Source organism: Sphingobium sp. TomMM7A, from assembly GCF_055397305.1.
Window position 1 is genome coordinate 761,102 of sequence record NZ_AP027312.1, and the last position, 22,420, is coordinate 783,521.

Annotated in this window: 18 protein-coding genes and 1 pseudogene; 5 read left to right on the plus strand and 14 right to left on the minus strand. The window is 60.9% G+C overall.

Going from position 1 to position 22,420, the window contains the following annotated elements; genetic code table 11:
• The first annotated feature begins 36 nt into the window (after nt 1-36).
• From ACZ5ZH_RS16160 to ACZ5ZH_RS16170, 3 genes and pseudogenes are all read left to right on the plus strand, one after another.
• Nucleotides 37-2,148, plus strand: coding sequence for a bifunctional rhamnulose-1-phosphate aldolase/short-chain dehydrogenase (locus ACZ5ZH_RS16160; protein WP_464773006.1), 2,112 nt, complete (start codon nt 37-39; stop codon nt 2,146-2,148).
• 23 nt (nt 2,149-2,171) lie between these two features.
• Nucleotides 2,172-3,464 carry an L-rhamnose catabolism isomerase gene (rhaI, locus tag ACZ5ZH_RS16165; protein ID WP_464773007.1) on the plus strand — a complete coding sequence of 431 codons (1,293 nt, stop codon included), beginning with the start codon at nt 2,172-2,174 and terminating at the stop codon, nt 3,462-3,464.
• 188 nt (nt 3,465-3,652) lie between these two features.
• Nucleotides 3,653-4,423 (plus strand): annotated as a pseudogene (locus tag ACZ5ZH_RS16170) (IS30 family transposase).
• A 154-nt stretch (nt 4,424-4,577) separates the two neighbouring features.
• On the opposite strand, the gene ACZ5ZH_RS16175 reads toward ACZ5ZH_RS16170, so the two are convergent.
• The 8 genes from ACZ5ZH_RS16175 to ACZ5ZH_RS16210 form a co-directional block, all read right to left on the minus strand.
• Nucleotides 4,578-6,917 carry a TonB-dependent receptor gene (locus tag ACZ5ZH_RS16175; RefSeq protein ID WP_464773008.1) on the minus strand — a complete coding sequence of 780 codons (2,340 nt, stop codon included), beginning with the start codon at nt 6,915-6,917 and terminating at the stop codon, nt 4,578-4,580.
• A gap of 106 nt (nt 6,918-7,023) precedes the next feature.
• Nucleotides 7,024-8,157: a helix-turn-helix transcriptional regulator gene (locus ACZ5ZH_RS16180; protein ID WP_460989101.1), complete on the minus strand. Its 1,134-nt coding sequence runs from the start codon at nt 8,155-8,157 to the stop codon at nt 7,024-7,026.
• Between the two features lie 98 nt (nt 8,158-8,255).
• Nucleotides 8,256-8,975, minus strand: coding sequence for an SDR family NAD(P)-dependent oxidoreductase (locus ACZ5ZH_RS16185; protein ID WP_449469271.1), 720 nt, complete (start codon nt 8,973-8,975; stop codon nt 8,256-8,258).
• 14 nt (nt 8,976-8,989) lie between these two features.
• Nucleotides 8,990-11,119, minus strand: a complete 2,130-nt coding sequence (locus tag ACZ5ZH_RS16190; RefSeq protein WP_464773009.1) for an FAD-dependent oxidoreductase — start codon at nt 11,117-11,119, stop codon at nt 8,990-8,992.
• A gap of 93 nt (nt 11,120-11,212) precedes the next feature.
• On the minus strand, nt 11,213-11,740 hold the full coding sequence (locus ACZ5ZH_RS16195) for a nuclear transport factor 2 family protein (RefSeq protein WP_464773010.1): 528 nt from the start codon (nt 11,738-11,740) through the stop codon (nt 11,213-11,215).
• A gap of 2 nt (nt 11,741-11,742) precedes the next feature.
• Nucleotides 11,743-12,516 (minus strand): SDR family NAD(P)-dependent oxidoreductase, encoded by a 774-nt coding sequence (locus ACZ5ZH_RS16200; protein ID WP_464773011.1) that lies wholly within the window; start codon nt 12,514-12,516, stop codon nt 11,743-11,745.
• Between the two features lie 21 nt (nt 12,517-12,537).
• Nucleotides 12,538-13,605, minus strand: a complete 1,068-nt coding sequence (locus tag ACZ5ZH_RS16205; protein ID WP_464773012.1) for a Rieske 2Fe-2S domain-containing protein — start codon at nt 13,603-13,605, stop codon at nt 12,538-12,540.
• Nucleotides 13,606-13,676: 71 nt separating this feature from the next.
• A complete protein-coding gene (locus tag ACZ5ZH_RS16210; RefSeq protein WP_464773013.1) occupies nt 13,677-14,123 on the minus strand; it encodes a nuclear transport factor 2 family protein in 447 nt (148 codons plus the stop codon).
• A 114-nt stretch (nt 14,124-14,237) separates the two neighbouring features.
• Here ACZ5ZH_RS16210 and ACZ5ZH_RS16215 point away from each other — a divergent pair, with 114 nt between their 5' ends.
• Nucleotides 14,238-15,095 carry an SDR family NAD(P)-dependent oxidoreductase gene (locus ACZ5ZH_RS16215; protein WP_464773014.1) on the plus strand — a complete coding sequence of 286 codons (858 nt, stop codon included), beginning with the start codon at nt 14,238-14,240 and terminating at the stop codon, nt 15,093-15,095.
• 6 nt (nt 15,096-15,101) lie between these two features.
• On the opposite strand, the gene ACZ5ZH_RS16220 is transcribed toward ACZ5ZH_RS16215, so the two are convergent.
• The 6 genes from ACZ5ZH_RS16220 to ACZ5ZH_RS16245 are packed head-to-tail and all read right to left on the minus strand — an operon-like array spanning nt 15,102 to nt 21,239.
• On the minus strand, nt 15,102-16,778 hold the full coding sequence (locus tag ACZ5ZH_RS16220; RefSeq protein WP_464773015.1) for an FAD-dependent oxidoreductase: 1,677 nt from the start codon (nt 16,776-16,778) through the stop codon (nt 15,102-15,104).
• Complete coding sequence (locus tag ACZ5ZH_RS16225; protein WP_464773016.1) at nt 16,775-17,827, minus strand: zinc-dependent alcohol dehydrogenase; 1,053 nt, start codon at nt 17,825-17,827, stop codon at nt 16,775-16,777. Before ACZ5ZH_RS16225 ends, ACZ5ZH_RS16220 begins: the two co-directional genes overlap by 4 nt.
• A gap of 14 nt (nt 17,828-17,841) precedes the next feature.
• Complete coding sequence (locus ACZ5ZH_RS16230) at nt 17,842-18,630, minus strand: SDR family NAD(P)-dependent oxidoreductase (RefSeq protein ID WP_464773017.1); 789 nt, start codon at nt 18,628-18,630, stop codon at nt 17,842-17,844.
• A 28-nt stretch (nt 18,631-18,658) separates the two neighbouring features.
• Nucleotides 18,659-19,945, minus strand: coding sequence for an MFS transporter (locus tag ACZ5ZH_RS16235; protein ID WP_464773018.1), 1,287 nt, complete (start codon nt 19,943-19,945; stop codon nt 18,659-18,661).
• Nucleotides 19,942-20,454, minus strand: coding sequence for an SRPBCC domain-containing protein (locus ACZ5ZH_RS16240; RefSeq protein ID WP_464773019.1), 513 nt, complete (start codon nt 20,452-20,454; stop codon nt 19,942-19,944). The genes ACZ5ZH_RS16235 and ACZ5ZH_RS16240 overlap by 4 nt, the downstream gene beginning before the upstream one ends.
• A gap of 14 nt (nt 20,455-20,468) precedes the next feature.
• Nucleotides 20,469-21,239, minus strand: a complete 771-nt coding sequence (locus ACZ5ZH_RS16245) for an SDR family NAD(P)-dependent oxidoreductase (RefSeq protein WP_464773020.1) — start codon at nt 21,237-21,239, stop codon at nt 20,469-20,471.
• Between the two features lie 206 nt (nt 21,240-21,445).
• Between ACZ5ZH_RS16245 and ACZ5ZH_RS16250 the strand changes: the two genes are divergently transcribed.
• On the plus strand, nt 21,446-22,414 hold the full coding sequence (locus tag ACZ5ZH_RS16250) for an SDR family oxidoreductase (RefSeq protein WP_449469288.1): 969 nt from the start codon (nt 21,446-21,448) through the stop codon (nt 22,412-22,414).
• Nucleotides 22,415-22,420 lie beyond the last annotated feature (6 nt).

The window sequence follows — 22,420 nt, forward strand, 5'->3', positions numbered from 1 at the left end:
TTGATCGAGGAAAGCGCAAATGATAGTAGGAGCGCCATGAACATGCAAAATCCAGTCTCGTCGGCGGCCATTCCCTTTGCCGTCCCCTCCAGCCGCTGGGATGACGGCGTCGCCGCGACTCTCAGCCCTTCCGAATTGCTCCTCTATCGGTCGAACCTGCTCGGTTCGGACCTGACGGTGACCAATTTCGGCGGCGGCAACACCTCCGCCAAGATCGTGGAGACAGATCCCCTGACGGGCGCGCAGACCGAAGTGCTGTGGGTAAAGGGTTCCGGCGGCGACATCGGTTCGATGAAGCTGGATGGGTTTTCAACGCTCTATCAGGAAAAGCTGCTAGGCCTTGAGAAGCATTATGGCGGCCCCGAGGACGACGACAAGATGGTCGGCTACCTGCCCCATTGCACGTTCAACCTGAACCCTCGCGCCGCCTCCATCGACACCCCGCTGCATTCGCTACTTCCTTTTGCACATGTCGATCACGTTCATCCCGACGCCATCATCGCACTGGCCGCTTCTTCGGGCGGCGAAGCCGCGACCAAGGAAATCTGGGGCGGCAAGATCGGTTGGCTGCCGTGGAAGCGCCCCGGCTACACGCTGGGCGTACAGCTGCGCGACTATGTGAAGGCGAACCCAGGCGTCGAAGGTGTAATGCTCGCGGGTCACGGCATCATCTGCTGGGCCGACAGCGCCAAGTCCTGCTACGAACATACGGTCGAGCTGATCGCGGATGCGGCGAATTATCTGAACGCCAAGCTGGCCGAAAAGCCTGCCTTTGGTGGTCAGGTCGTTGCTCCCAATGCCGATCGTGCGGCGATCGCCGCCGACCTGATGCCCCGCTTGCGCGGCCTGATGACCGGCGCGCGCACCAAGGTCGGCCACTATTCGGACGACGCCGAAGCCCTGGAATTTGTCGGCTCGGCCGAATTCCTCCGCCTTGCCGGACTGGGCACATCCTGCCCCGACCATTTCCTGCGTACCAAGATCGCGCCGCTGCCGCTCGATCCTGCGAAGTTGCAGGACGACGTCTATCTGGCGGAGCAGATCGCGGCCTATCGCGACATGTATGCGGCTTATTATGAGCGTTGCAAGCGGTCCAATTCGCCCGCGATGCGCGATGCCAACCCGATCGTCGTGCTGGTGCCGGGCGTCGGCCGCATCACCTTCGCCGGTGACAAGACCACCGCGCGCCTGGCTGGCGAGTTCTACGGCAACGCGATCAACGTCATGCGCGGCGCCGAAGCGATCGGCGAATATATCGCGCTGGACGAGCAGGAAGCGTTCGACATCGAATATTGGCTGCTGGAAGAAGCAAAGCTCCAGCGCATGCCCAAGCCCAAGCCGCTGGTCGGCAAGATCGCCCTGGTGACGGGTGGCGCGGGCGGCATCGGGGCCGCGACCGCCGCGCGTCTGCTGGCGGACGGCGCCTGCGTCATGCTGGCCGACCGTGCCGCCGACGCGATCGAGGAAGTGCGCGCTGGTTTCGCCAAGCAGTTCGGCAAGGATGTGATCCGCGCCGCCGTGTGCGACGTGACCGACGAAGCGCAGGTCCAGGCCGCGTTCGATAATTGCGCCCGTGAGTTCGGCGGCCTTGACATTCTGGTCGCCAATGCGGGCATCGCGTCGTCGGCACCGATCGAGGAAACCACCGTTGCCCTGTGGCGCAAGAATTACGACGTGCTGGCCGAGGGCTATTTCCTCACCGCCCGCGCAGCCTTCCCGCTGATGAAGCGGATGAAGGAGCAGGGCGGCGCATCGATCGTGTTCATCGGTTCGAAGAATGGCGTTGCCGCTGCGACCAACGCGTCGGCCTATGCGTCGGCCAAGGCAGCCGCCAACCATCTGGCGCGCTGTCTGGCGCTGGAGGGCGCGCCCTTCGGCATCCGCGTCAACACGGTGAATCCGGACGCTGTCATCAAGGGCAGCAAGATCTGGGACGGCGACTGGCGCAAGGAGCGCGCCGGTGCGCATGGCATTGACTCGGGCAAGGAGCTGGAGGAGCATTACCGTCAGCGTTCGATGCTGAAGCGCGACGTGCTGCCGTCCGACATCGCCGAAGCGGTTTACTTCCTGGCTGGCGACATGTCGGCCAAGTCGACCGGCAACATGATCAATGTCGATGCGGGCAACGCCCAGGCGTTCACGCGCTGATCGGCAACGGAGAGGCTAATATCATGACCAACCTGCCCATTTCCGCTGAACTCATTGCGGAATCCAATGCCCGCGACGCGCAAGCACTGGAAGAAGATTATGCCGCGCTCGGCCGCAAGCTGTCGCGCACCGGCATCGACATCGACGCAATCAAGGACCGCGTCGCGGGCTTTTCCGTTGCCGTGCCCAGCTGGGGCGCGGGACGGGGTGGCACCCGCTTCGCCAAGTTCCCGATCGCGGGCGAGCCAACCAACATCCATGAGAAGCTGGAAGATTGCGCCGTCATCAACCAGCTGAGCCGCGTTACGCCACGCGTCTCGCCGCACTTTCCCTGGGACAAGGTAAGCGATTACAAAGGCCTGCTCGAGGAAGCTCAGAGCCTTGGTTTGGGTTTTGATGCCGTCAATTCCAACACTTTCCAGGATCAGGTTGGACAGGCTCAGACCTACGCCACGGGATCACTGTCCTCGACCGTGGAAGCGACCCGCCAGCAGGCGGTTGAGCATAATATCGAGTGCATCGAGATCGGCCGTCAGCTGGGTTCCACCGATCTGACCGTCTGGGTTGGCGACGGAACCAACTTCCCGGGCCAGCAGGACTTCGCCCGCAGCTTGGACCGCTATCTGGAAGCGGCTGCTCAGGTCTATGCGGCACTGCCCGGCGATTGGCGGATGCTGCTGGAACATAAGATGTTCGAGCCGGCCTTTTATTCGACGGTGATTTCGGATTGGGGTTCGTCCATCCTGGCGGCACAGGAACTGGGTCCGAAGGCCAAGTGCCTGGTCGACCTTGGCCACCATGCGCCCAACGTCAATATCGAACAGATCGTGGCGCGCCTGCACCGCTTCGGCAAGCTGGGCGGCTTCCACTTCAACGACAGCAAATATGGCGACGACGATCTGGACAGCGGCTCGATCAATCCCCACCAATTGTATCTGGTCTTCAATGAGCTGGTCGAGGCGGAAATGCACCCGCGCGACGGGTTCAACCCCAGCTACATGATCGACCAGTCGCACAATGTGACCGACCCGATCGAATCCATGCTGTCGTCTGCCGAGACAATCACGGCTTGCTACGCCAAGGCGCTGCTGGTCGATCGCGAGGCGCTCCACGCCGCGCAGGAAGGCAATGACACGATGATGGCGTTCCAGGCGTTGCGTCGTGCTTACAATGTCGACGTAGCACCGATCCTTGCCAAGGCGCGGCTTGAAGCTGGCGGCGCGATTGATGTCCTTGCAACCTACCGCGCCAGCCTATGGCGCGAGCGCAAGGCGCAGGAGCGCAAGCCCGTCGGCTTGGGCGCGGGGATCGTCTAATCTGAAAATTTGAAAGGGCGCGGTCAGAATATGACTGTGTCCTTTCTATCATCTACCCCTTCCCATTCAGATTATATTTAACATAAGATATATTATCGAATAAATTTCGTGTAAGCGGTGGATTCTAATTCGAAGTGCGAAATCCTAGGATTTATAGGGATTTGATCCCCTTTCCAGGACGGCACGCAGTGAACGGCTATCAGCATCTGAGTTTGGACGAGCGGCGGGACATTTATCGATTGGTCGACGGTCTGTGCGGCAGGTTGTGGACGCGCTGCGGCGCCATCCATCGACGATTTATCGCAGACGGATTGCGGGTTACTTGCGGGCGTCATCAGGGCAACCGGGACGCGGTGTGCCACCTGGCGGTTGCCCGCCGTTCGCGCCGACAACGCTACGCTACGCTCGTAAGCCACGCGGTCTCCATATTACTGTGGTCAATACGATCGGCGCACGACCGCCGGAAATTGCGGATCGCAGCAAATTCGGACATTGGGAAGGCCATCTTCTGATTTTTAGGAGAGAGTATGGCAAAGCCAATCTCACCTCGCTAGTCGAACGCCGCAGCCGCTTCACTTTCCTCGCGCATAATCCGAGCCGGCATTCCGCTGGGGTCATGGCCGGCATCGATCGGCGTTTGCGGGGCATCCCCCCTGCCCTCCGGCGCAGCATCACCTTCGATCGGGGCACGGAATTTGCCGCTTTTGCGACACTGCGAAACAGGCTCGGCATCACCAGCTATTTCTGCCTGCCGTCCACGCCCTGGCAGAAAGGTGGCGTGGAAAATTGCAATGGACGGATACGGCGCTTCCTGCCCTCCAACACATTGCGCTGCTGTCGGACAAGGAAATCCACAAGCCGTCGCTGATCGCCTCAACAGCACAGCCCTCCAGTGCCTGGGCTATCGCGTCCCGCACAAGGTCGTGGGAGAACAGATCGCCCTCCTTAAGCCCGGATGAAATGCTATGCATCACCCCGGGTGTCGCACTTCAAATCGTAACCGCCGGAAGGGATAGCCATTTTCTGACGAGGAAGGCGGTATACCCGTCCGTTGCAATAAGACATGGAGTGTGTGTCGACAATAACGAAGCAGCCGACACACACACTTGAAGTTCAGAACGCGATACCGACGTCGATCCCGTATGTGCGCGGAGCCTGGAAGGTGCCGAGTACCCACGTATCGAAGATCGGAAACAGAAACTCTGGCTTATCCGAATTGTTGAGATTTTTGCCCCAGAGGGAAATCTTGCCCTTGGCGTTGCCTACCGGGATTTCGGCAAAGGTGAACCGTGCGCCTATTTCCCAAGTTGCCCTTATAACCAACTGGTCGTCGAGCACGGGATCACCAGCACCGATACAACCGTCCGTCGCCGATTGCGTGGCGCCGACCGGGCACTGCAACCGGAAATGATCGCCCTTATACTGGCCATCAATGCGGAAGCTCATCTTGGTGCCATCTGGAAATTCGGGGAACTCATATTGCGCAGCGACATAGCCGGTGCGCCGGGGTTGATATGTACGCACCGGGGTAGCTGCCGGATTAGCCGTCTGTGGCTTTGCATTGACGTCCGTAAAGCCATAGGTGCCGGTCAAAGTAAGGCCGTCGACCGGCAGGATCGTGGCTTCAATTTCGTAGCCCCGCGCTCTTTCGCTACCGGCATTCAGCAGGATGTTGCCACCCTGATTGGGATCAAAGCCCGTCACCTGGAGGCCTTTTCGATCCGCCTGGAATAAAGCGACGTTAAGTCGGACGCGCCGATCAAGAAATTCAGACTTCACGCCCGCTTCGTAGGATTTAATTGTTTCCGGCTGGAATTCCGCGCCATGGAAGATACCCCCCGAAACGAAACCGGTGGCAAATTTCGCATAGACATTGCTGCTCTGGGCAAACTGATATTTCAATGATGCGTCATAATCGACGCGATCCTGCTTGGCGTTGAAGCTGCCGCGCTGAACCGTGGGGGTCCGATCCGCATCAATCAGATCATTCTCCGTGCGATCATCTTTAGAATAGCGGATGCCGCCGCCCAGTTCGAGCGCATCGGTCAACCTGAGATTGGCATGGGCATAAGCCGCGTAAGATTTGTTGAGCACCTTAAGCAGGTCGCCACCCGCAAGATAGCTGCCGGGATTGTCGATGGGGATTGGGACGCCCGGCTGGCTGACCTGTCCGAAGATGGTCGGGCTGTTGAGGTAGGCCTTTTCGCGATAATAAAATAGGCCACCCACAAAATCCAAACTGCCGGTCTGACCAAGGAGTTGCAGTTCGTGGGACGACTGCCGCTGCTTTGCATAGCGCTCGGCTGCAAGCGCCTGAAAATACCCACCCGTCCCGCCATAAGGGTCCACCAGCGAATTTCCGTCGAGATCAGACGATGAGTTCAGCGTAAACCCACGCAGTCCGCCAATATATTTGACGCTCAAGGAATCGCTAAGCTCATAAACAGCCGTAAGACTGTGGCCCCAGGTTTTCTGGGTAGCTGGAGAAAGGCCATCGATCGGAATGCGGTCGAGCCGCGTCAGGCTCTCCACCATCGTGCCGCCAAGTGCAGGCTGGTTCGGGAAGTTGGTGATGCCGCTAAATGCGTCGCCGCTGTGCAGCAATTGCATGGCGTCGAGCGTGGTTACCATGTCGGTATAGTTGAAGCGATAATCGAGCGTCAGGCCATCGATCCCGGCATAGCGGATTGCTGCGAAAAACGACTCGGTGTTGTTCGCGCCAAAGCTCTTCGCACTGGTCGACGGCCCGAACGGTTCCGGATAAAGGAATGTACGCTGTGGGGCGGAATTCTTCACATAACCGTCATTTTCGTCATGAACATATGTGAACCGCGCCGAGAGACCAGCCCATTCAGGCGTGTTGACCGTTATCCGCCCGCGATGGCGATGGTAGTTTCCTAGCGTTCCTTCGGCCTCGACACCGAATTTACCGGTCGGGCTGGCCGTCACAAATGCGATTGCGCCGCCGGTAGAGTTGCGGCCAAAGAGTGTGCCCTGTGGACCGCGCAGGACTTCGAGATGTTCAAGATCGGCCAGATCGAAGGCGGAGTTGCCGGGTCGGCCAAGATAAACGCCATCTACATAGAGCGCGACGCCGGAATCGACCTGGAAGTTGATAGAACCGGACGAAACGCCGCGAATATTGAACTGCGGCGCGCTGGGCGAGCCTGCCTGCTTCTGGATATTGACGTTTGGCGCGGTCTTGCCGACGTCCTGGAAGCTCTTGATCTGATAATCCGCAATTTGAAGCGCACCGAGAGCTGTTACGGCTGTTGGGACATTTTGCAGGTTTTCAGAACGCTTCCGCGCAGTAACCACGATGTCCTGAAGACCCACGCCCTGCGTCGCTTGGGCGGGTGCTGCTGGTGAAGAATCCTGCGCATTTGCCTGTGACGCTACCAGAGCAAGCATCAATGCCGAACCAGCAAGATAATGATATTTTCCGTAAGCCATCTTCGGTATCCCCTCGGTTCTGTCCGCTTTGGCGCGGATCCTGTGGGGTTGAGCATCGCCCTGCTAAGCGCGTTGCAATACCTTCAAATCAATTAGGTTGGATAATTTAGCGGCGAACGACGGCGAGTTCGGGCAGACTGGTGTGGATGAGATGCACAAGCTGTGATTGGCGGGTCGCGCCCGTCTTGGCAAAGATAGAGCGGAGATGCGCGCGCACGGTGTTTTCGGCAATGCCCAGCCGATGCGCGGTCTCGATCACCGACACGCCGTTTGCAAGCGAAGCCGCGATCGACGCCTCTGTCGGGGTAAAGGCGAACAATTCCCTCAGGGCATCGCTGGTCACGACGCACTGACGTTCCGGATCGCCCAGGAAAAGCGCGATGGCCGGCGTTGTGCCGCCATGCATGAAATTAGGAATAGTGATTGACCGAATGACGATTCCGATGTCCCGGTGGCCCGATGGACGTTCGACCAGGAATACTGAAGGAGATGATCCTGGCGCGACGTTCACCGCATCCTTGAGTTGCTGGCGAAATTCGCGGTCACGGTTGGAATTGGCGATCGCCAGACGCTGCCCCACGATGCTTATCCCATCCCCATCGGCCAGGATGGATGCGGCAAGTTCGTTCATCTTGAGAACATTCAGATTATGATCGAGCATCACGGTGCCGACAGCGAACTGTTCGATGGCGCCGGTCATCACTGCCTGCTCCGAACGGGACACCTCCAGTCGGCGATAGAGTTCGACCGCCTGCCGCAGATGGGGCACGATTTCTTCTATACGGCCGCGCTCTTCAGTATCGAAAGGCGCGCCATGAGGCGCCCTCGTCAGCCGAAGTCGGGCTTCCAGGCCATTGCTTATGCGCAGATCCACGCCAAGAACGTGCGAACCGTCGATGCCTTCCAGCCACCCTTTATAATAGGCTGAATTTTTGAGTTTCGCCTCGGCCACATATTCATACAACGCCACGACCTTGCCTTCGGGCAGGCCGACAAAGGGGTCGATCTGCATAAAGCGGTCAAGATATTCCTGAATCGCAGGCGGTGGTGCGGTGGGCGTTATCATTGTGCCCAAACCATCCATATTGGGCGGCGTGAGGATCAGCGTTGCCCATTTTGCGTTCACATGATCGCGAAGCAGCAGCAGAAAGTCTCGCCATGGATCTTCGCTGACCAGCGAAGCATTGAGTGCCAGGATCATACGCGAAAAGCAGGCGACCTCATTCGCGTGTGCGACCATCCTATTATCTCCTTCGCGCTCCTTTACCGGATGCGTCTGATGGAGAGCGTAGTCGGTTGCGCGAGGCTTGCCAATCGTCACCATGTCTTTGGCAAGCATCATGCCTCAGCGATCATATACCCGCCGCTCGCCACCAGACATTCCCCCGTCACAAACCGCGCAGCCGCACTGGCGAGGAACAGGGTCGGCCCTGCTATGTCGTCTGGTGTTCCCCAGCGGCCAAGCGCCATCCGCTGCGCCGTGCCGGGACCATAGACAGGATCATCGGCGTAGCGCTCCGTCATCGGCGTGCGAACCGGACCGGGCGCCACGGCGTTGATCCGCACGCCCTTTGCCCCCCACCCTTGCGCCAGCGATTTGGTCAGTAGCAGAAGGCCAGCCTTGGCCGCGCTATATCCGGGGAACATGGAGTTGCCAAAGATCGCCATCATCGAGGCGATCGTCACGACCGCGCCGCCGCCGTCGTGCCGACTTTGCACCAGCAGCGGCAGGCAGGCGATCGTCAACGCATGGACGCCTTTCAGATTGGCGTCGATGGCTGCGTCGAAATCCTCCGGGACGGACGTACCGCCCGCATTGTTAATGAGGATGTCCAACGCCCCCAAACCCGCTACCAAGGCGTCGATGCTAAGCCGGTCGCCAAGACGAAGGGGGCAATAGGTGGCACCCGGCGGAATGTCTTCATAATCCGCTTCTGTCGGCCGTGTACCCGTGACGATAACATGTGCGCCCGCAGCGATGAAGGCAGCAGCGATGCCCGCGCCGATCCCGCTGGTCCCGCCGGTGACGAGCACGTGCCGTCCGGTAAAGTCGAACATCGCCATTCCTTTCTTCAAATATCAATCACGGCGTCGGCCGCATCCTGCATCGCACCTTCGATATAGCCTACACCATTGGCGTCGCCGATGCTGCGCACACTGAATCCGGCCGCTTTCAGTTGGTCGGCCAAACGAGAGTCGCCTTGCGCGCCCTTGGCGACGATCACCTGGTCGGCAGCCACCGTTCTCACTTGTCCGAAGCTGTTGCGGTAGCTGACGTTCTTATCGCCAATCGCAATGTCCCCGGCGTTCGGCAGGAGCGTGACGCCCAGATGATGAAGTTCATCAAGCACCCGCCAGCGGCGCACGACCTGAAGACCCGCACCCATCTTGGCCGCTTCGTCGATCACGACGACCTTTCGGCCGCGCTTGGCAAGGAATTCGGCCAGTTCCAGCCCAACCAGTTCGCCGCCGATAATCACCACGCGTTCGCCAAAGGGCATAAAATAGGTGCTGGCAGCGCGGATGAAACCGGGCCGCCCCGTCAGGCCGGTGACACGACCTGCACGCATCATCAGCCGCGTCTTGGTATCGACCTTGCGCGCCAGCTTGCCCAGATCCTGCCCCAGCATCAAACTGCGCATTTCGTCGCCGCTGAACACGTTGTTGCGATCCGCGCCGGGAATGGGGGGCAGCGCACGTCGCGCGCCGGTGGCGACGACGACTTCGTCGGGGGCCAGGGTAGTGAGCAGTTCGGGCGTCGCCTTCGTGCTCAGTTGCACGGTGATATTCGGCTCGCCTTTCACTTCCCGTTTCAGCCAATCGACAATGCCCTGGTTCGGGGCATAGGCGATCGATGCGAAGCGGGCGGTCCCGCCTAAAGAGTCTGTTGCCTCCAGCAGCGTGACCCGATGGCCCCGCTTTGCCAGCCGACGCGCCGCCTCCATTCCGGCTGGTCCACCGCCGATCACGACAATATCGCGAGCGGCGGCGGCAGGAACGAGCGCGCGCTCACGCTCAAAGCCCGTTTCGGGATTGACCGCGCATTTCACCGGACGACTGAAAAATATCTGGCTAATGCAGGTGTAGCAGTAGACGCAGGGGCGAATCTGATCGGCCTTCCCCGCGGCCAGCTTGGCCGGCAAATGAGGGTCGGCCAACAGCTTGCGGCCCATCGTCACGAAATCTAGCTTCCCATCAGCGATGAAGCGGTCGGCATCTTCCGGCTCGATCCGGCCGGGGCAGATGATCGGTATAGTCACATGTGCCTTGATCCGCGCTGCCGCCTCGACAAACCCGTTGCGCGTGTCGGTTGCATGTCCGGTCGAATAGGTAAGGCCCCGACCCGGATGGCCATCGGCCGATATGTGGATGGCGTCTGCTCCTGCCTCCTGCGCCAGCCGGGCGGTCGCGGCCGCGTCCTCCACTGTGATGCCGCCGTCGATCAGGAAATGCTGGCTGTCCAGGCGCGGCCATATCGGCATGTCGGGGCCGACGGCAGCGCGCACGCCGCGAATGATATCGCATAGCAAGCGCGAGCGGTTCTCGATCGAGCCGCCATAATCGTCGTCGCGCTGGTTAATCAATGGATTGAGGAACGATGAGATCAGGTAACCGTGACCGGCATGCAGTTCGACCGCATCGACGCCTGCGCGCTGGGCGCGTTGCGCGGCGCTGGCGAACATCTGGACCAGTTGCTCGATATCCTGCACGGTCATGACGCGGTAGTTGGGCGCACCCATGGCAGCAAATGGCGCGGTAAAGATGGCCAGTTCATCCTCCAGGAAGCCGTCCATCATATCGCCATCGCTCTTGCCGACCGCCGGGATCGAAGGCGTCCAGATCGGTCGTCCAGCCAGCATGTCATTCATCGCGACCAGACCAGCGTGCTGAAGCTGCATCGCGAGTTTCGCGCCATGAGCGTGGACCGCATCGGCCAGCGCCCGCACGCCCGGCACATGGCGCTCGTGCGAAATCGCCTCGTTGCGCCAGTTGCCGGAGCCTTCGGGATAGCCGATCGATACCGATCCCATCATGATCAGCGCCGCGCCGCCCTTTGCGCGTTCCTCATAATAAGCGTGCAGCCGTTCGCCGGTGATCCCGTCCTCGTCCGCAAGGTTGGACCCCATCGGCGTCATGAATATCCGATTGCGCAAGTCCATCGCGCCGATACGTCCCGGTGCGAGCAGATGGCTATAGGCCATGTGGCGATCCTCCTTCACCCTGCTCGGATGGCAGGTGCTAAACATCCTGATTGGTGGTTACGCATCAGGCGCGCATCATCAATTTGTAGGGGATCAGCGCCGTTCCAGCATGGTTATGAGCCTGTCCTTCATCGGATCGACCCATTCCGCCTTAAGCGTGGGGCTGAGCAGACCCGCATCCTCCAGCTCATCGCACAGGCGCATCTGGTGGGCGATGTCGAACAGATCATATTGCGATGAAAATTTCCCGCCGCCGCCATAGGTGATCAGCGATACGCCATGGGTCTCGTAAAACCCTCCGTCCGCTCGTCGGCCGGGGCCGCGATTGACCCAGTGACTGATGATCCGATCATCCGCGATCGCCCAGTCCAATATGGGGAAGGTCCAGCCCTCCCATCCTGAACCGACATCCATGTCGCGGCCATAATGGGTCCGTCTTATCGCCTCGCGTCCTTCCGCACGGACGGGCATCGCGCCACCATAGGGACAGATATAGAGGCAGTCCTCATGGTAGAGTTCGTCGGCGATCCATGCCCAGTCGTTACGCGCCTCCGCTTCGACAAAGGCGTCGCGCAGGCGGGTGATGGCGGCCTCGACCTCTTGTTGTGGATAGGATGCCATGCCTAGAGGCCGTAGCCACCCGATACGTTGATCTGCTGCCCGGTAACATAGGCGGCGCGGTTGGATGCAAGGAACACCGCCGCCTCACCGATCTCTTCCGGCTGGCCCCAGCGCTTGAGGGCAAGACCCTTTTGCACTTCCGCCACCCATTCGGGACCGAACACGCCCTGTTTCGTCAGTTCCAGGAACATACCGGCCTCAATCACGCCGACGAGCACGCTGTTCGCACGGATGCCGTGCCGTCCCTCTTCCCGCGCAATGCCGCGGACGAGCGATTCATTGCTCGCCTTGGGCGCGACAGACAAACCGTCTTTCTCCGGCCAGCGCATCTGCCCCGCCGATCCCAGCGTGACGAACGATCCGCCGCCCTGTTCTCGAAAATGCGGCAAGGCAGCCTGCACGGCATTGAAGAAGCCATGGACCTCTATGTCGATCGCGCGACGCCATTGTTCGTGGGTGGTATCGCCCAGCATGACCTGATCGACCAGTGGTCCGGCGCCCCAGACTACCGTGTGGATGCGTCCGTGCGCTGCGACCGCCGCTGCGAACGCCGCCTCGACCTGTTCACGATCGCGCACATCGGCACAATGCGTTGATGCCTTCTGCCCCTCGCTCTCAATCGCGCTGGCCAGCATTGCGGCGGCATCTGCCTTCGAATGATAGCCGATCGCCACGTCCGTTCCGGCTTCTGCGAAACATTGCGCCACACTGCGACCGATCCCGCCGCTGCCGCCGAACACCAAAGCTGCTCCTGCGGGAAATTGTACCTTGCCCATCGTCATCCTCTCAATGCTTTTTCAGGCCGCCGCGCTGCTGCCGCGCGTGTCATATGTCGTGATCTTGCCGCCCACCCGATCCTGAAATTCACTGGCGCGGGCGCGCGGGTTGTAAAATTGTCGATACCAGATGCGCACCTTGCCAAACGGCCCGTCCGCCGGAATTTGGAGTGGGTTGAAACAGGGACGCTTGTTGGCCCAGATTTCAAAATCCTGCGCGAGCGCCAGCCGTCCCGCCTCGGCATAACCATATGCGATTGCGATGTCGTCCTGCGTTGGCGGCGTGTTGGCAGCCTTCGACATCAGTGCATGCCAAACCATTACCACGCCATCCTCGACTGGCGTATGGCAGATCAGCATCAGCGAGGGGTACGCCCCGGTCAGTCGCGCCTGAAGGATTGCAGGCCCGGTATACCATGTGTCGGTTTCCAGCACTGCATCGCTGCTGACCAGCGTACGGTGGCCCGCGCCGAACGTCTGGTGAAGGATCGGCCCATTAAAGGCGTTTTCGAAATAGGCGCAGTCGGTCGATCCGTGGACCGGAACCATGTGCGCGGCGTCCGCCATATTGTCGAGTATCTCCTGCGGATGGCAGGGGATGATGCCCAGATGATCGACCCGCCAGCGCACCCAGCTTGGATCGTCCCATTCCGCAAAGGGGGGCAATTCGATATCCGGCTCCTGGCCTTCTGGGTCGTGCCAGTACCAGATGATGCCCGCGCGCTCGATGATCCGGTGGGTCGGCAGGCAGGCAGCTTTAGGGACGAACTTTGAATAGGGGATGTCGTCGCACGCACCATCCGGGCCGAAACGCCATCCATGATAAGGGCAGCGGATCGATTCGCCCTCCACCTGCTGTCCATCGCGCACGATGTACGAGGTCGTGTTCTTGGCCAGGTGCGCGCCAAGATGAGGACAATAGGCATCGACCATGTGCGCCGTACCACTTTCGCCGCGATACAGGACGAAGTCCCGGCCGAAATAGTGGATCGTGCTTGGGGTTGCCGAGACTTCGCTCCCTTCGGCAACCATGAACCAGCCGCGGGGGAATGTATATTCGCCCAACCCATAGTCTGCGGTTTGTGCCATCTTCGCTCTCCAATCCGACTTTTGACCGCTATTTGTGACCTTCGATCCGGCCGCCGATACCTCGAAATAGACTAGGCCGTGCGTGCGCCGCCCGTTTCGCTCCACCCGGCATTCTCACCGAGCACCTGCGACACGACCTGAGGGTTCACATATTCGCGCCAGCGCGTGATCCGGCCTTCGGCGAAATCAAGAATGCTGACATATCGGTTGGAATAGGGTTCGCCCGTCGGAATATAGCGGCTGTGCGAGCTATATTCGGCAATCAGCCGATCCTCGGCGGCCAGATCGTGGATGACCTCAATGCGATAGGCGTAAGGATCAAAATCGCGCCAGCTCGCTTCCAACGCATCGCGAAACCAGCGCGCACCACGGTGTTCGAGCGGAAATCCCTCCATAACGGGAAAGGGCCATTCGAGCTGTATGTCGTCGGCAAGGCAGGATTCGAACGTATCGAAATCCTTGATGCCAAGCGCCGTCAGCATCCGAACGAACAAATCACGGTTGGCGGTACTGGTCATCGATCCTCTCCTTTTGCCTGGCGCTAACCGATTTTCGAAAGTCGCGATTACTTGATTTGGGGGGAGGACCGGGACGCGGCGTAAGATAATGACGGGCGAGATAGGAGAGAGGCAATGACCAGTAATAAAATCGTGGTCGTCACAGGCGCGAGCCGAGGCGCGGGCAAGGGGATCGCGATCGCACTGGGGGGCACGGGCGCTATGGTCTATGTTACCGGTCGTTCGCTGAGCGACGAGGGGCTGCCGCTCCCCGGCACGATCGGTGCCACCGCGCGCGCCGTAGATGAGGCGGGCGGACAAGGTGTCGCGGTCGCACTCGATCATCGCGATGATGCGGCGGTGGAAGCCTTTTTTTCGCGCGTCGCGGATGAGGCGGGCCATATCGACATTCTCGTCCACAGCGCCACCGCGCTTTCCGACGATCTGGTAAAGCCGGGACCTTTCTGGGAGAAGTCCGGCGATCTGGCCGATATTCTAGATGTCGGACTGCGTTCCGCCTATATCGCGACACGCGCGGCCGCTCCGTTGCTGCTAAAGGCGCAGGCCGGGCTGGTCGTCGCGGTCTCGTCACCGGGCGCGCATTGCTACATGCATGGTCCGGGCTATGGCGCGCAAAAGGCGGGCCTCGACAAGATGATGTTCGACATGGCGCACGACTTCCGCCCGTTCGGCGTCGCCACATTGTCGATCTGGCCGGGACCGATGCGGACCGAACGGCTGGAACTGGGGCGAAAAGAACGGCCCGAAGTCTATGGCCAGATGTATGACGCCGCCGAAACGCCCCAATTGCAAGGGCTGGTGATCGATGCGGTTGCGCGTGATCGGGACCGGATGGCGCTATCGGGCAAGGCCTTTTACACTGCGGATCTCGCCATGCGTTATGACCTTACCGATATCGATGGCCGTGAACCCGCCTCCTTCGCAGCGATGCTTGGCGAGCCACGTCCCTTCCATCCGGCCGTCATCGAATAGCGCTTCTCAATTTGCGCCCGTTGCATCGCGGGCGGCGATGTAGGCGAAGGTCATCGCCGGGCCGATCGTCGATCCCGCACCGGGATAGGATCGGCCCATCACCGAAGCGGCGCTGTTACCGACCGCATAGAGTCCGGCAACGGGCTGGCCCGCTGCATCAAGCACGCGCGCGCTGGCATCGGTGGCAAGGCCGCCGCTGGTGCCGATATCGCCCGCATTGATTGGCAGCGCGTAGAAAGGCGCTTTTTCGAGCGGCAGGAGATTGGGATTGGGCTTCACCTTCTGATCGCCATAATAGCGGTCATAGGGCTGCTGCCCACGGCCGAAATCAGGGTCCTGCCCAACCCGCGCATTTTCGTTGTAGCGGATGACGGTCGTTTCCAGCACGGTCGGGTCGACACCGATCTTCCTTGCCAGTTCCGCGATGGTGTCCGCCTTGCGCATGAGTGCGCGGACAGCGGATGAATGCATCCAGTCCGGTATCATCGGCATCAACGGCCCCATCGGATAGCGCCAGCGGAACCGTGCATCGAGCAGGATCCAGGCCTGCCCCCCGCCTGCAGCGCGCATCGCTTCGCCAGCCTTGTGATAGGAGGCAGCTTCGTTGAGGAATCGCTTGCCGGAACGGTCGACGATCATTGATCCAGGCAGGGAGCGTTCGAAGAAGAGCGGCCGGGCGCGATCTTCGCCCGGAACCTTGATCGTGGGCGCCCACCACGCCGAATCCATCCGTGTCGTGACCGCGCCAACGGCCTCCGCCGCGCGGATCGCGTCGCCGGTATTACCGCTCTGGCTGCCCGACCAGTCGGGGTTGGGCGAGCCGGTGAGATAGCGTGCCCGCATTTGTGCATCACGTTCGAACCCACCGGCGGCCAGGATCACGCCCTTGCGCGCGCGGATACGCCGCTCGCCCGCGTCCGTTTGCACCACCGCGCCCTCGACGCGGCCGTCGCGCTGGATCAGGGACAGGAGTGCATGGCGATAGCGAATATCCACCTTGCGCGTGTCGAGCGACAATTTCAGCCGGGCGAGCAGCGCGTTGCCAGAGGTCAGGAAGCGGCTGCGCTTCGATCGCAGGCGCTGGCCGAAATCGGTATAATGGCGCCACAAGGCCTTCGTCAGCATCTTTTGCCAACCGGGCATCCGCGTGATCAGCGGCGCGGCCTCGGCGGCGGTCCAGCTTATCCGGCCGAACAACAGCCCAGCGGGATGCGTCGGCCGCAAGCGATCAAGATCATCGCCCAGCGCGCGGCCATCGATCGGTTGTGGATCATGGCTGCGCCACCCCATTTTGCCACCTGGAAGTTCGGCGTGATAATCGGTGTAAGGGATCGAAGCGTAGCGCACCTGCGTCTCGCGTTCGAGGTAGGCCAGCATTGCCGGGGCATTGTCGACAAAGGCCGTGATCTGATCCGCGTCGACTTCATCACCGGCAAGCGCGGTGATGTAGCGCGCGGCTTCTTCGGGGCTGTCGTTCGCGCCGGCGGCTTTCGCCAGGTGGCTCGCAGGAATCCAGATCACGCCGCCCGATGTGGCGGACGTACCACCGAACTGGTCGCTTTTTTCAACGATGGCGACCGTCGCATGGTTATCCGCAGCCACGATCGCAGCCGTCAGCGCACCGGCCCCTGATCCCACGATCAGGATATCGACCTCTTCATCAAATCCGTTCATCGCGCTCATGACTTCTCCATCGTCAGCATCACTTTCAGGGCTTCCGGCGCGCATTGCGCGGCAAATGCCGCTGCCGCCTGGTCGATCGGGAATTGATGGGAGACCAGCCCCCCCCGATCGACTCGTCCCTCGGCCATCATCGCCAGCGCCTCGACCAGTTCTTCCGGCGCATACCCGTTCGATCCCATGATCGTCGGCTGCTTCTGGATCACCGGACCGAAGTCGATCGTCATGCGATCCTCATAGCCGCCGAAACATACGATCCGCCCGCCATCCAGTGCGATCAACCTCAGCGCCGTTTCCAGGGGCGGCGGGCCGGGCATATGCTTGATGTATCCGGCGCAATCGAACACCACGCCGATCCGGGCCGAGATGCCGTTATAGCCCTCCTCAATACCAGTGAGAGCGGCAATCTGATCGAACACATCACCATCGCGCGCGTTGATCGCCGCGGTCGCGCCGACTGCCACGGCCGCTTCAAGCCGCGCAGCATGCACATCCACCGCGATCAATGAGCCGGTCTCTATGCCCCTGGCGCGAATCGCCTGGATGACGCCCAGCCCGATGATGCCAACGCCGAATATGACGACATTCTCTCGGCTTCGAATTGCCGCCTTGCGCACCATCTGGAGCGCATCTGCCATTGGCTCCGTGGTTGCCGCTTCGATGAAGCCAACCGCGTCCGGTACGCGCACAAGCTGGTATGGATTGACCGGCACCGCGACAAAGTCGGCCATGCCGCCACCCATGCCGGTAACGCCGACGACCCGGTCGCCGATCGACCAGCCCGTCACACCTCCGCCCAGGGCGGCGATGGTGCCCGCAAACTCATGGCCGGGGACATGATATCCCTCCGGTGTCGATCGGACGAGTTGGTCGCGATAGGCGCCGTTACGGAACATGTGCAGGTCGGACCCGCAGATTCCGCAGGCCGCGACCGCTACTATGACCTCGCCGGTGGCAGGCGCAGGGATCGATGCATCGCGCCGTGCATCGACCGTGCCCGGCTCCACGAAATCGGCGGCGCGCATCACGCGTGGTTCGGCAGATGAATGCATAACGGTCCTGTTCCTCACCCTGGCATGAACTCGCCACCATTGATGTCGAGGCTTGCGCCTGTGACTACCGAACAATAATCCGACAGCAGCATGATGATCGGCCGTGCGCACTCGCGATCGGTCGGCATTCGGCGCAGCGCGATGTTCGCTTCCTGTGCTGCCTTCAGTTCCGCCACCGACTGGCCGCTTTCCTTCGCCATATGGTCGAACGCCTGCTCGACCGAATGACCCCACATCCACCCCATGAAGGTCGAATTGACCCGGATGTTCCACTGCCCGACTTCGGTCGCCATCTGCATCGTCGCCATCGCCATTGCGGCTTTGGACGTGGCATAGGCGGCCTGCTGCACCCACGGCTTGCGCGTCACCTGTGTGTTTACATTGACTATCGATCCGCCCCCTGTCTCGCGCATCTCCCGTATGACTGACTGGCAAAGGTCCAGTGTTCCGAACAGGTTGACGTCGAAGGTGCGTCGCCACTCGTCGAAATCAGCATCCACGACATCGGTGAAGGCGCCGGGAATATAGGCGCTGTTGATCAGGCCATCGATACGTCCGAAACGCTCTTTGGTAGCGGCGACCAGCCGTGCGACATCCTCGCGCCGGGAAATGTCGGTTGGAACTTTAAGTACCTCGACATCATGCCCCGCTTCTCGGATCAGCGCTTCGGCTGCGTCCAGCTTTGCAGAAGTGCGCGCGGCCATCACGACATGGCCGCCTTCGGCCGCCACCAGAGAGGATAGTTCCTGCCCCAGCCCCGGACCAATGCCCGAAACGATCACCACCTTGTCCTTAAGAATCATGTTCATCTCCATATGTCTTGAAACAATGTCAGTCAGCCGCGCGGCGCGCGCGACGCTCGACCAACAGGAAAATACAGGCGGCCAGGCCGAAGCCGGCGATTTGCAGCATGATCGGCGTCCAGTAACTGCCGGTGGCGTCGAACAGCGCGCTCGCCAGCGGTGAAATACCGAAGGTGAACGGGACGGTGAACAGTGTCACAAGGCCCATTGCGCGGGCAAAATTACGGATGCCGAAGAGCCGGGTCAGCAGCACGCCCTGCGCTGCCGCAATCCCGCCACCGCACGCACCCACTATAATCGCATCCAGCACCAGCAGCGAATAGCCGACCGGCTGGAGGAAGATGAACCAGACGATGCCCTGGACAAGGCAGTTGAGCGCCAGAGCTTGCCCCGGCCCGAGCCTGTCGGCAAGCCAACCGAACACAATCGCGCCCAATATGCCTGTACCGCCGGAAATGGCGAACAAGAAGGATGCTTCTTCCAGCGGCCAACCCTGTCCCATGACGAGTGGCACCAGATGAGCGGCTTTCAGGATGCCACCCCCAACGGCGATGCCGATGGCGGCGGTGACGAACCAGGTCACCGGTCGGGACAGCATATCCCGCGCGGATAGCAATGACCGCGCCTCGACCGGATTGTTGGCTTCGTCATGACCGAGCGGAACCTGGCCAACCTGTTCGGGCCGATCGATCACCAACGGCATGACTGGCAGGACGATGAGATGGGCAAGACCAAGCCCGATGAGCACGGCATCAAGTCCGAACCGCTGGAGTGCCCATGAACTGATCATTGGCACGATCATCACGAACACCGGCATGGTGACGAAGCCCAGTGCACGGCCCTGTCCTCGAATGAACCAGTTGCTTGTCAGGATGTTGGACGGCATCACGCCCAGCAACAAGACTCCGGGCGACACGAGCAGACCGAACAACGCAAGGAACATACCGATGCCCGTAGACAACGGCAGCAGCACATAGCCGCTAGCGGCAAGCAATGCGCCGATCGTCATCATGCGGCGGATCGACATACGCACAAGGAGCATGCCGATCATCGGCGCACCGAGCGATAGGACCAGAATGGTCAGCGAAATGGCCAGCGTTGAAAGCGTTCGCGTCGTCGCAAAACGCTGCTCGATGGCAAGGACGAGCGTACCGAAAGACCCGAAGGTTAATCCGACCGCAACATTCTGCGTCAACGCGGCGATCCACACCATGCGCCACCCCAGAAAGCGGGATGGCCTGCCCCCTGTCGGCAAGAAGGCTGCTTCACTATCAAATCGCTGCGGCTGCATCGTCTGACCCGTGCTCGCGGTCATTGTGAGCCAGCTCGCCGCTCGGCATGGAAAGCCTCGGCACGGGCCTTGAGCGCACGGGCGGTATCGTCGAAGGCCCGTTTCACCCACGGACCGCAAAAGCGCATCACATGAACGCCGTTTTCACCCAGAAACGCGTCGGTCGACCAATATCGGCAATTTCCTCCCTCAACAGGCTCGATCATCTGGTCGCGACGTGCGGCATAGGGCCATGCCTCGTGCCAGGGCGCCTCCCACGCCAGTCGCCGCTCTGGCTCAAACGCGCAGACATATTCGCAATTCACCAGCAGCGCGCCGGGATTGGGATAGTTGACAAGGCTCATATGGACCGGCGCGCCGATTTCGAGCGTGGATGCCGCCTTCACGCAAAAGGGGTTCCATTCCCCATAACGGTCCAGATCGACCAGAATCTCCCACACTATTCCGGCAGGCGCCTCGATCGTGACCTTGTCGGAACTCACGACATTGGCCGGATCAAAGCCGGTTTTCTGATCGAAGGCGGTGTCGAGCATGGTTGGTCCTTTGTTCAGTTGGCGTCTGGGGCGGTCGGAAAGGCGGACAGCAGCGCTGCGTCGACAAGCTGCGCCTGCCCGTTGATTGCCGCCGATGCCGGTCCCATCAGGAACAGCGCGACTTCCGCCACCATCTGCGGCGTCAGTTCACCACGGTAGGTCGGCGGTGTGATATTTTCGGGCGGCAGAAGCTCATCCTGTGGAGGTGCGCCTACCATTGGCGTCTGCACCGGGCCGGGACAAATCGCATTGACCCGCAGGCCGCGCGCGGCAAATTCACGCGCTGCGGCGCGGACTAGGCCGACGACGCCATGCTTGGCGGCAGTATACCCCACGGCATCGGAAAAGCCGAGCAACGCGGCTGCAGAGGCCGTTACAACCGCCGCGCCGCCGGGGCGCAGTCGCCGCTGCGCCTGTCGCAGACCCAGGAAAGGCCCGCGCAGATTGATTGCAATCATCCGGTCGAACTGGTCGACCGTGATCGTGTCGAAGGGACCATAGTCCTGCAACGCCCCAGCGTTGAGAAAAGCCATGTCCAACCCATCAAGCGCCGTTTCGGCTTCGTCGAAAAAGCGGACAGTATCGGCTTCGCAGGACACATCGCCCGCGATGGCGATAGCATGGCCGCCGCGCTTCGTGATCAAATCAACGATGCGCTGCCCTTCGCCTGCCCGGATATCAACGATCGCAACGCGGCAACCTTCCTCGGCAAGACGCATGGCCGCGGCGGCGCCGATTCCCGAACCGCCGCCCGTGATCAACGCGGACCTGTTTTTGAACATCATGAAACCGCCCGATCCTCATCCTATGCTGGTCATATCGCCAGTTCTGTTCCGGCAACATGCTCCGTTGGAAAAGCCGGTGCCTCATCCAAACAGAGGAGGCGCTGTAAATCACGGTCTAGTCAATTTGGGGGTGGAGCGACGCCGCCTTTTGGATCAGCCAATGGAGATCGGATGCGCCGCACGACATCCGCTCAAGGAGAAGATGTTTGGAACAGCTACGCTATGACGGCCAGGTCGCCATCGTCACCGGTGCGGGGCGGGGTTTGGGCAGAAGCTATGCCCGGATACTGGCTGCGCGTGGCGCAAAGGTCATCGTCAACGATCTGGGCGGATCGACTACAGGTGGTGGAAAATCGTCGGACCTGGCCGAGGCCGTGGTCGGCGACATCATGGCGCTGGGCGGGGAAGCAATCGCCGATGCTGGCGACGTGACGGACCCCTCGACCGCGCAACGCCTTGTCGCGCTTGCACTCGATCGTTGGGGCCGGGTCGATATCGTCATCAACAACGCCGGCAGCATTGCGCCAGACGTGACACAATCCTTCGCTGAGATGGAGTTGGCGCAGTTCGACCATCAGATGCAGATCCATGCCTATGCCCCCTTCCATCTCGTACACGCCGCATGGCCAGCGATGCTGCGTCAACAGTACGGGCGCATCGTCTGCACATTGTCGGATTCGATGTTCGGGATGGGTGGAGGCGCCGGAATCGGCTACCCGGTGGCAAAGATGGCGATGATGGGGTTCGTGCGGGCGTTGGCCATGGAGGGCGCGCCGCACGGGATTACGTGCAATGCGATCTCGCCAGCCGCCTTTACCCGACTGGTCGCCATGCATCTTCCCGACAGCGACATTCGCGACTGGATGGAAAAGGCCGCCACACCCGAACGCGTGGCGTCAGTGGTCGCCTGGCTGGTCCATCGCGATGCAACATGCACCGGCCAGTCGATCGCTGCATCCTCTGGCCGTTTCGCCAAAATCGTGACCGGCTTTTCAAAAGGTTATGCCGGTGGCGACCTGACCATCGAAGAGGTGCGCGACCATTTCGATGAAGCCATCGCGACGGACCATATCGATCTCATCGAAAATACCGGCGATGCGATCGCGCTATACCTTAGTGCGCTCAAGGAACGACGGCTGTCCGAGTTGAACAGTCCGCCCGAATGGGTCGCCTGAACGCCC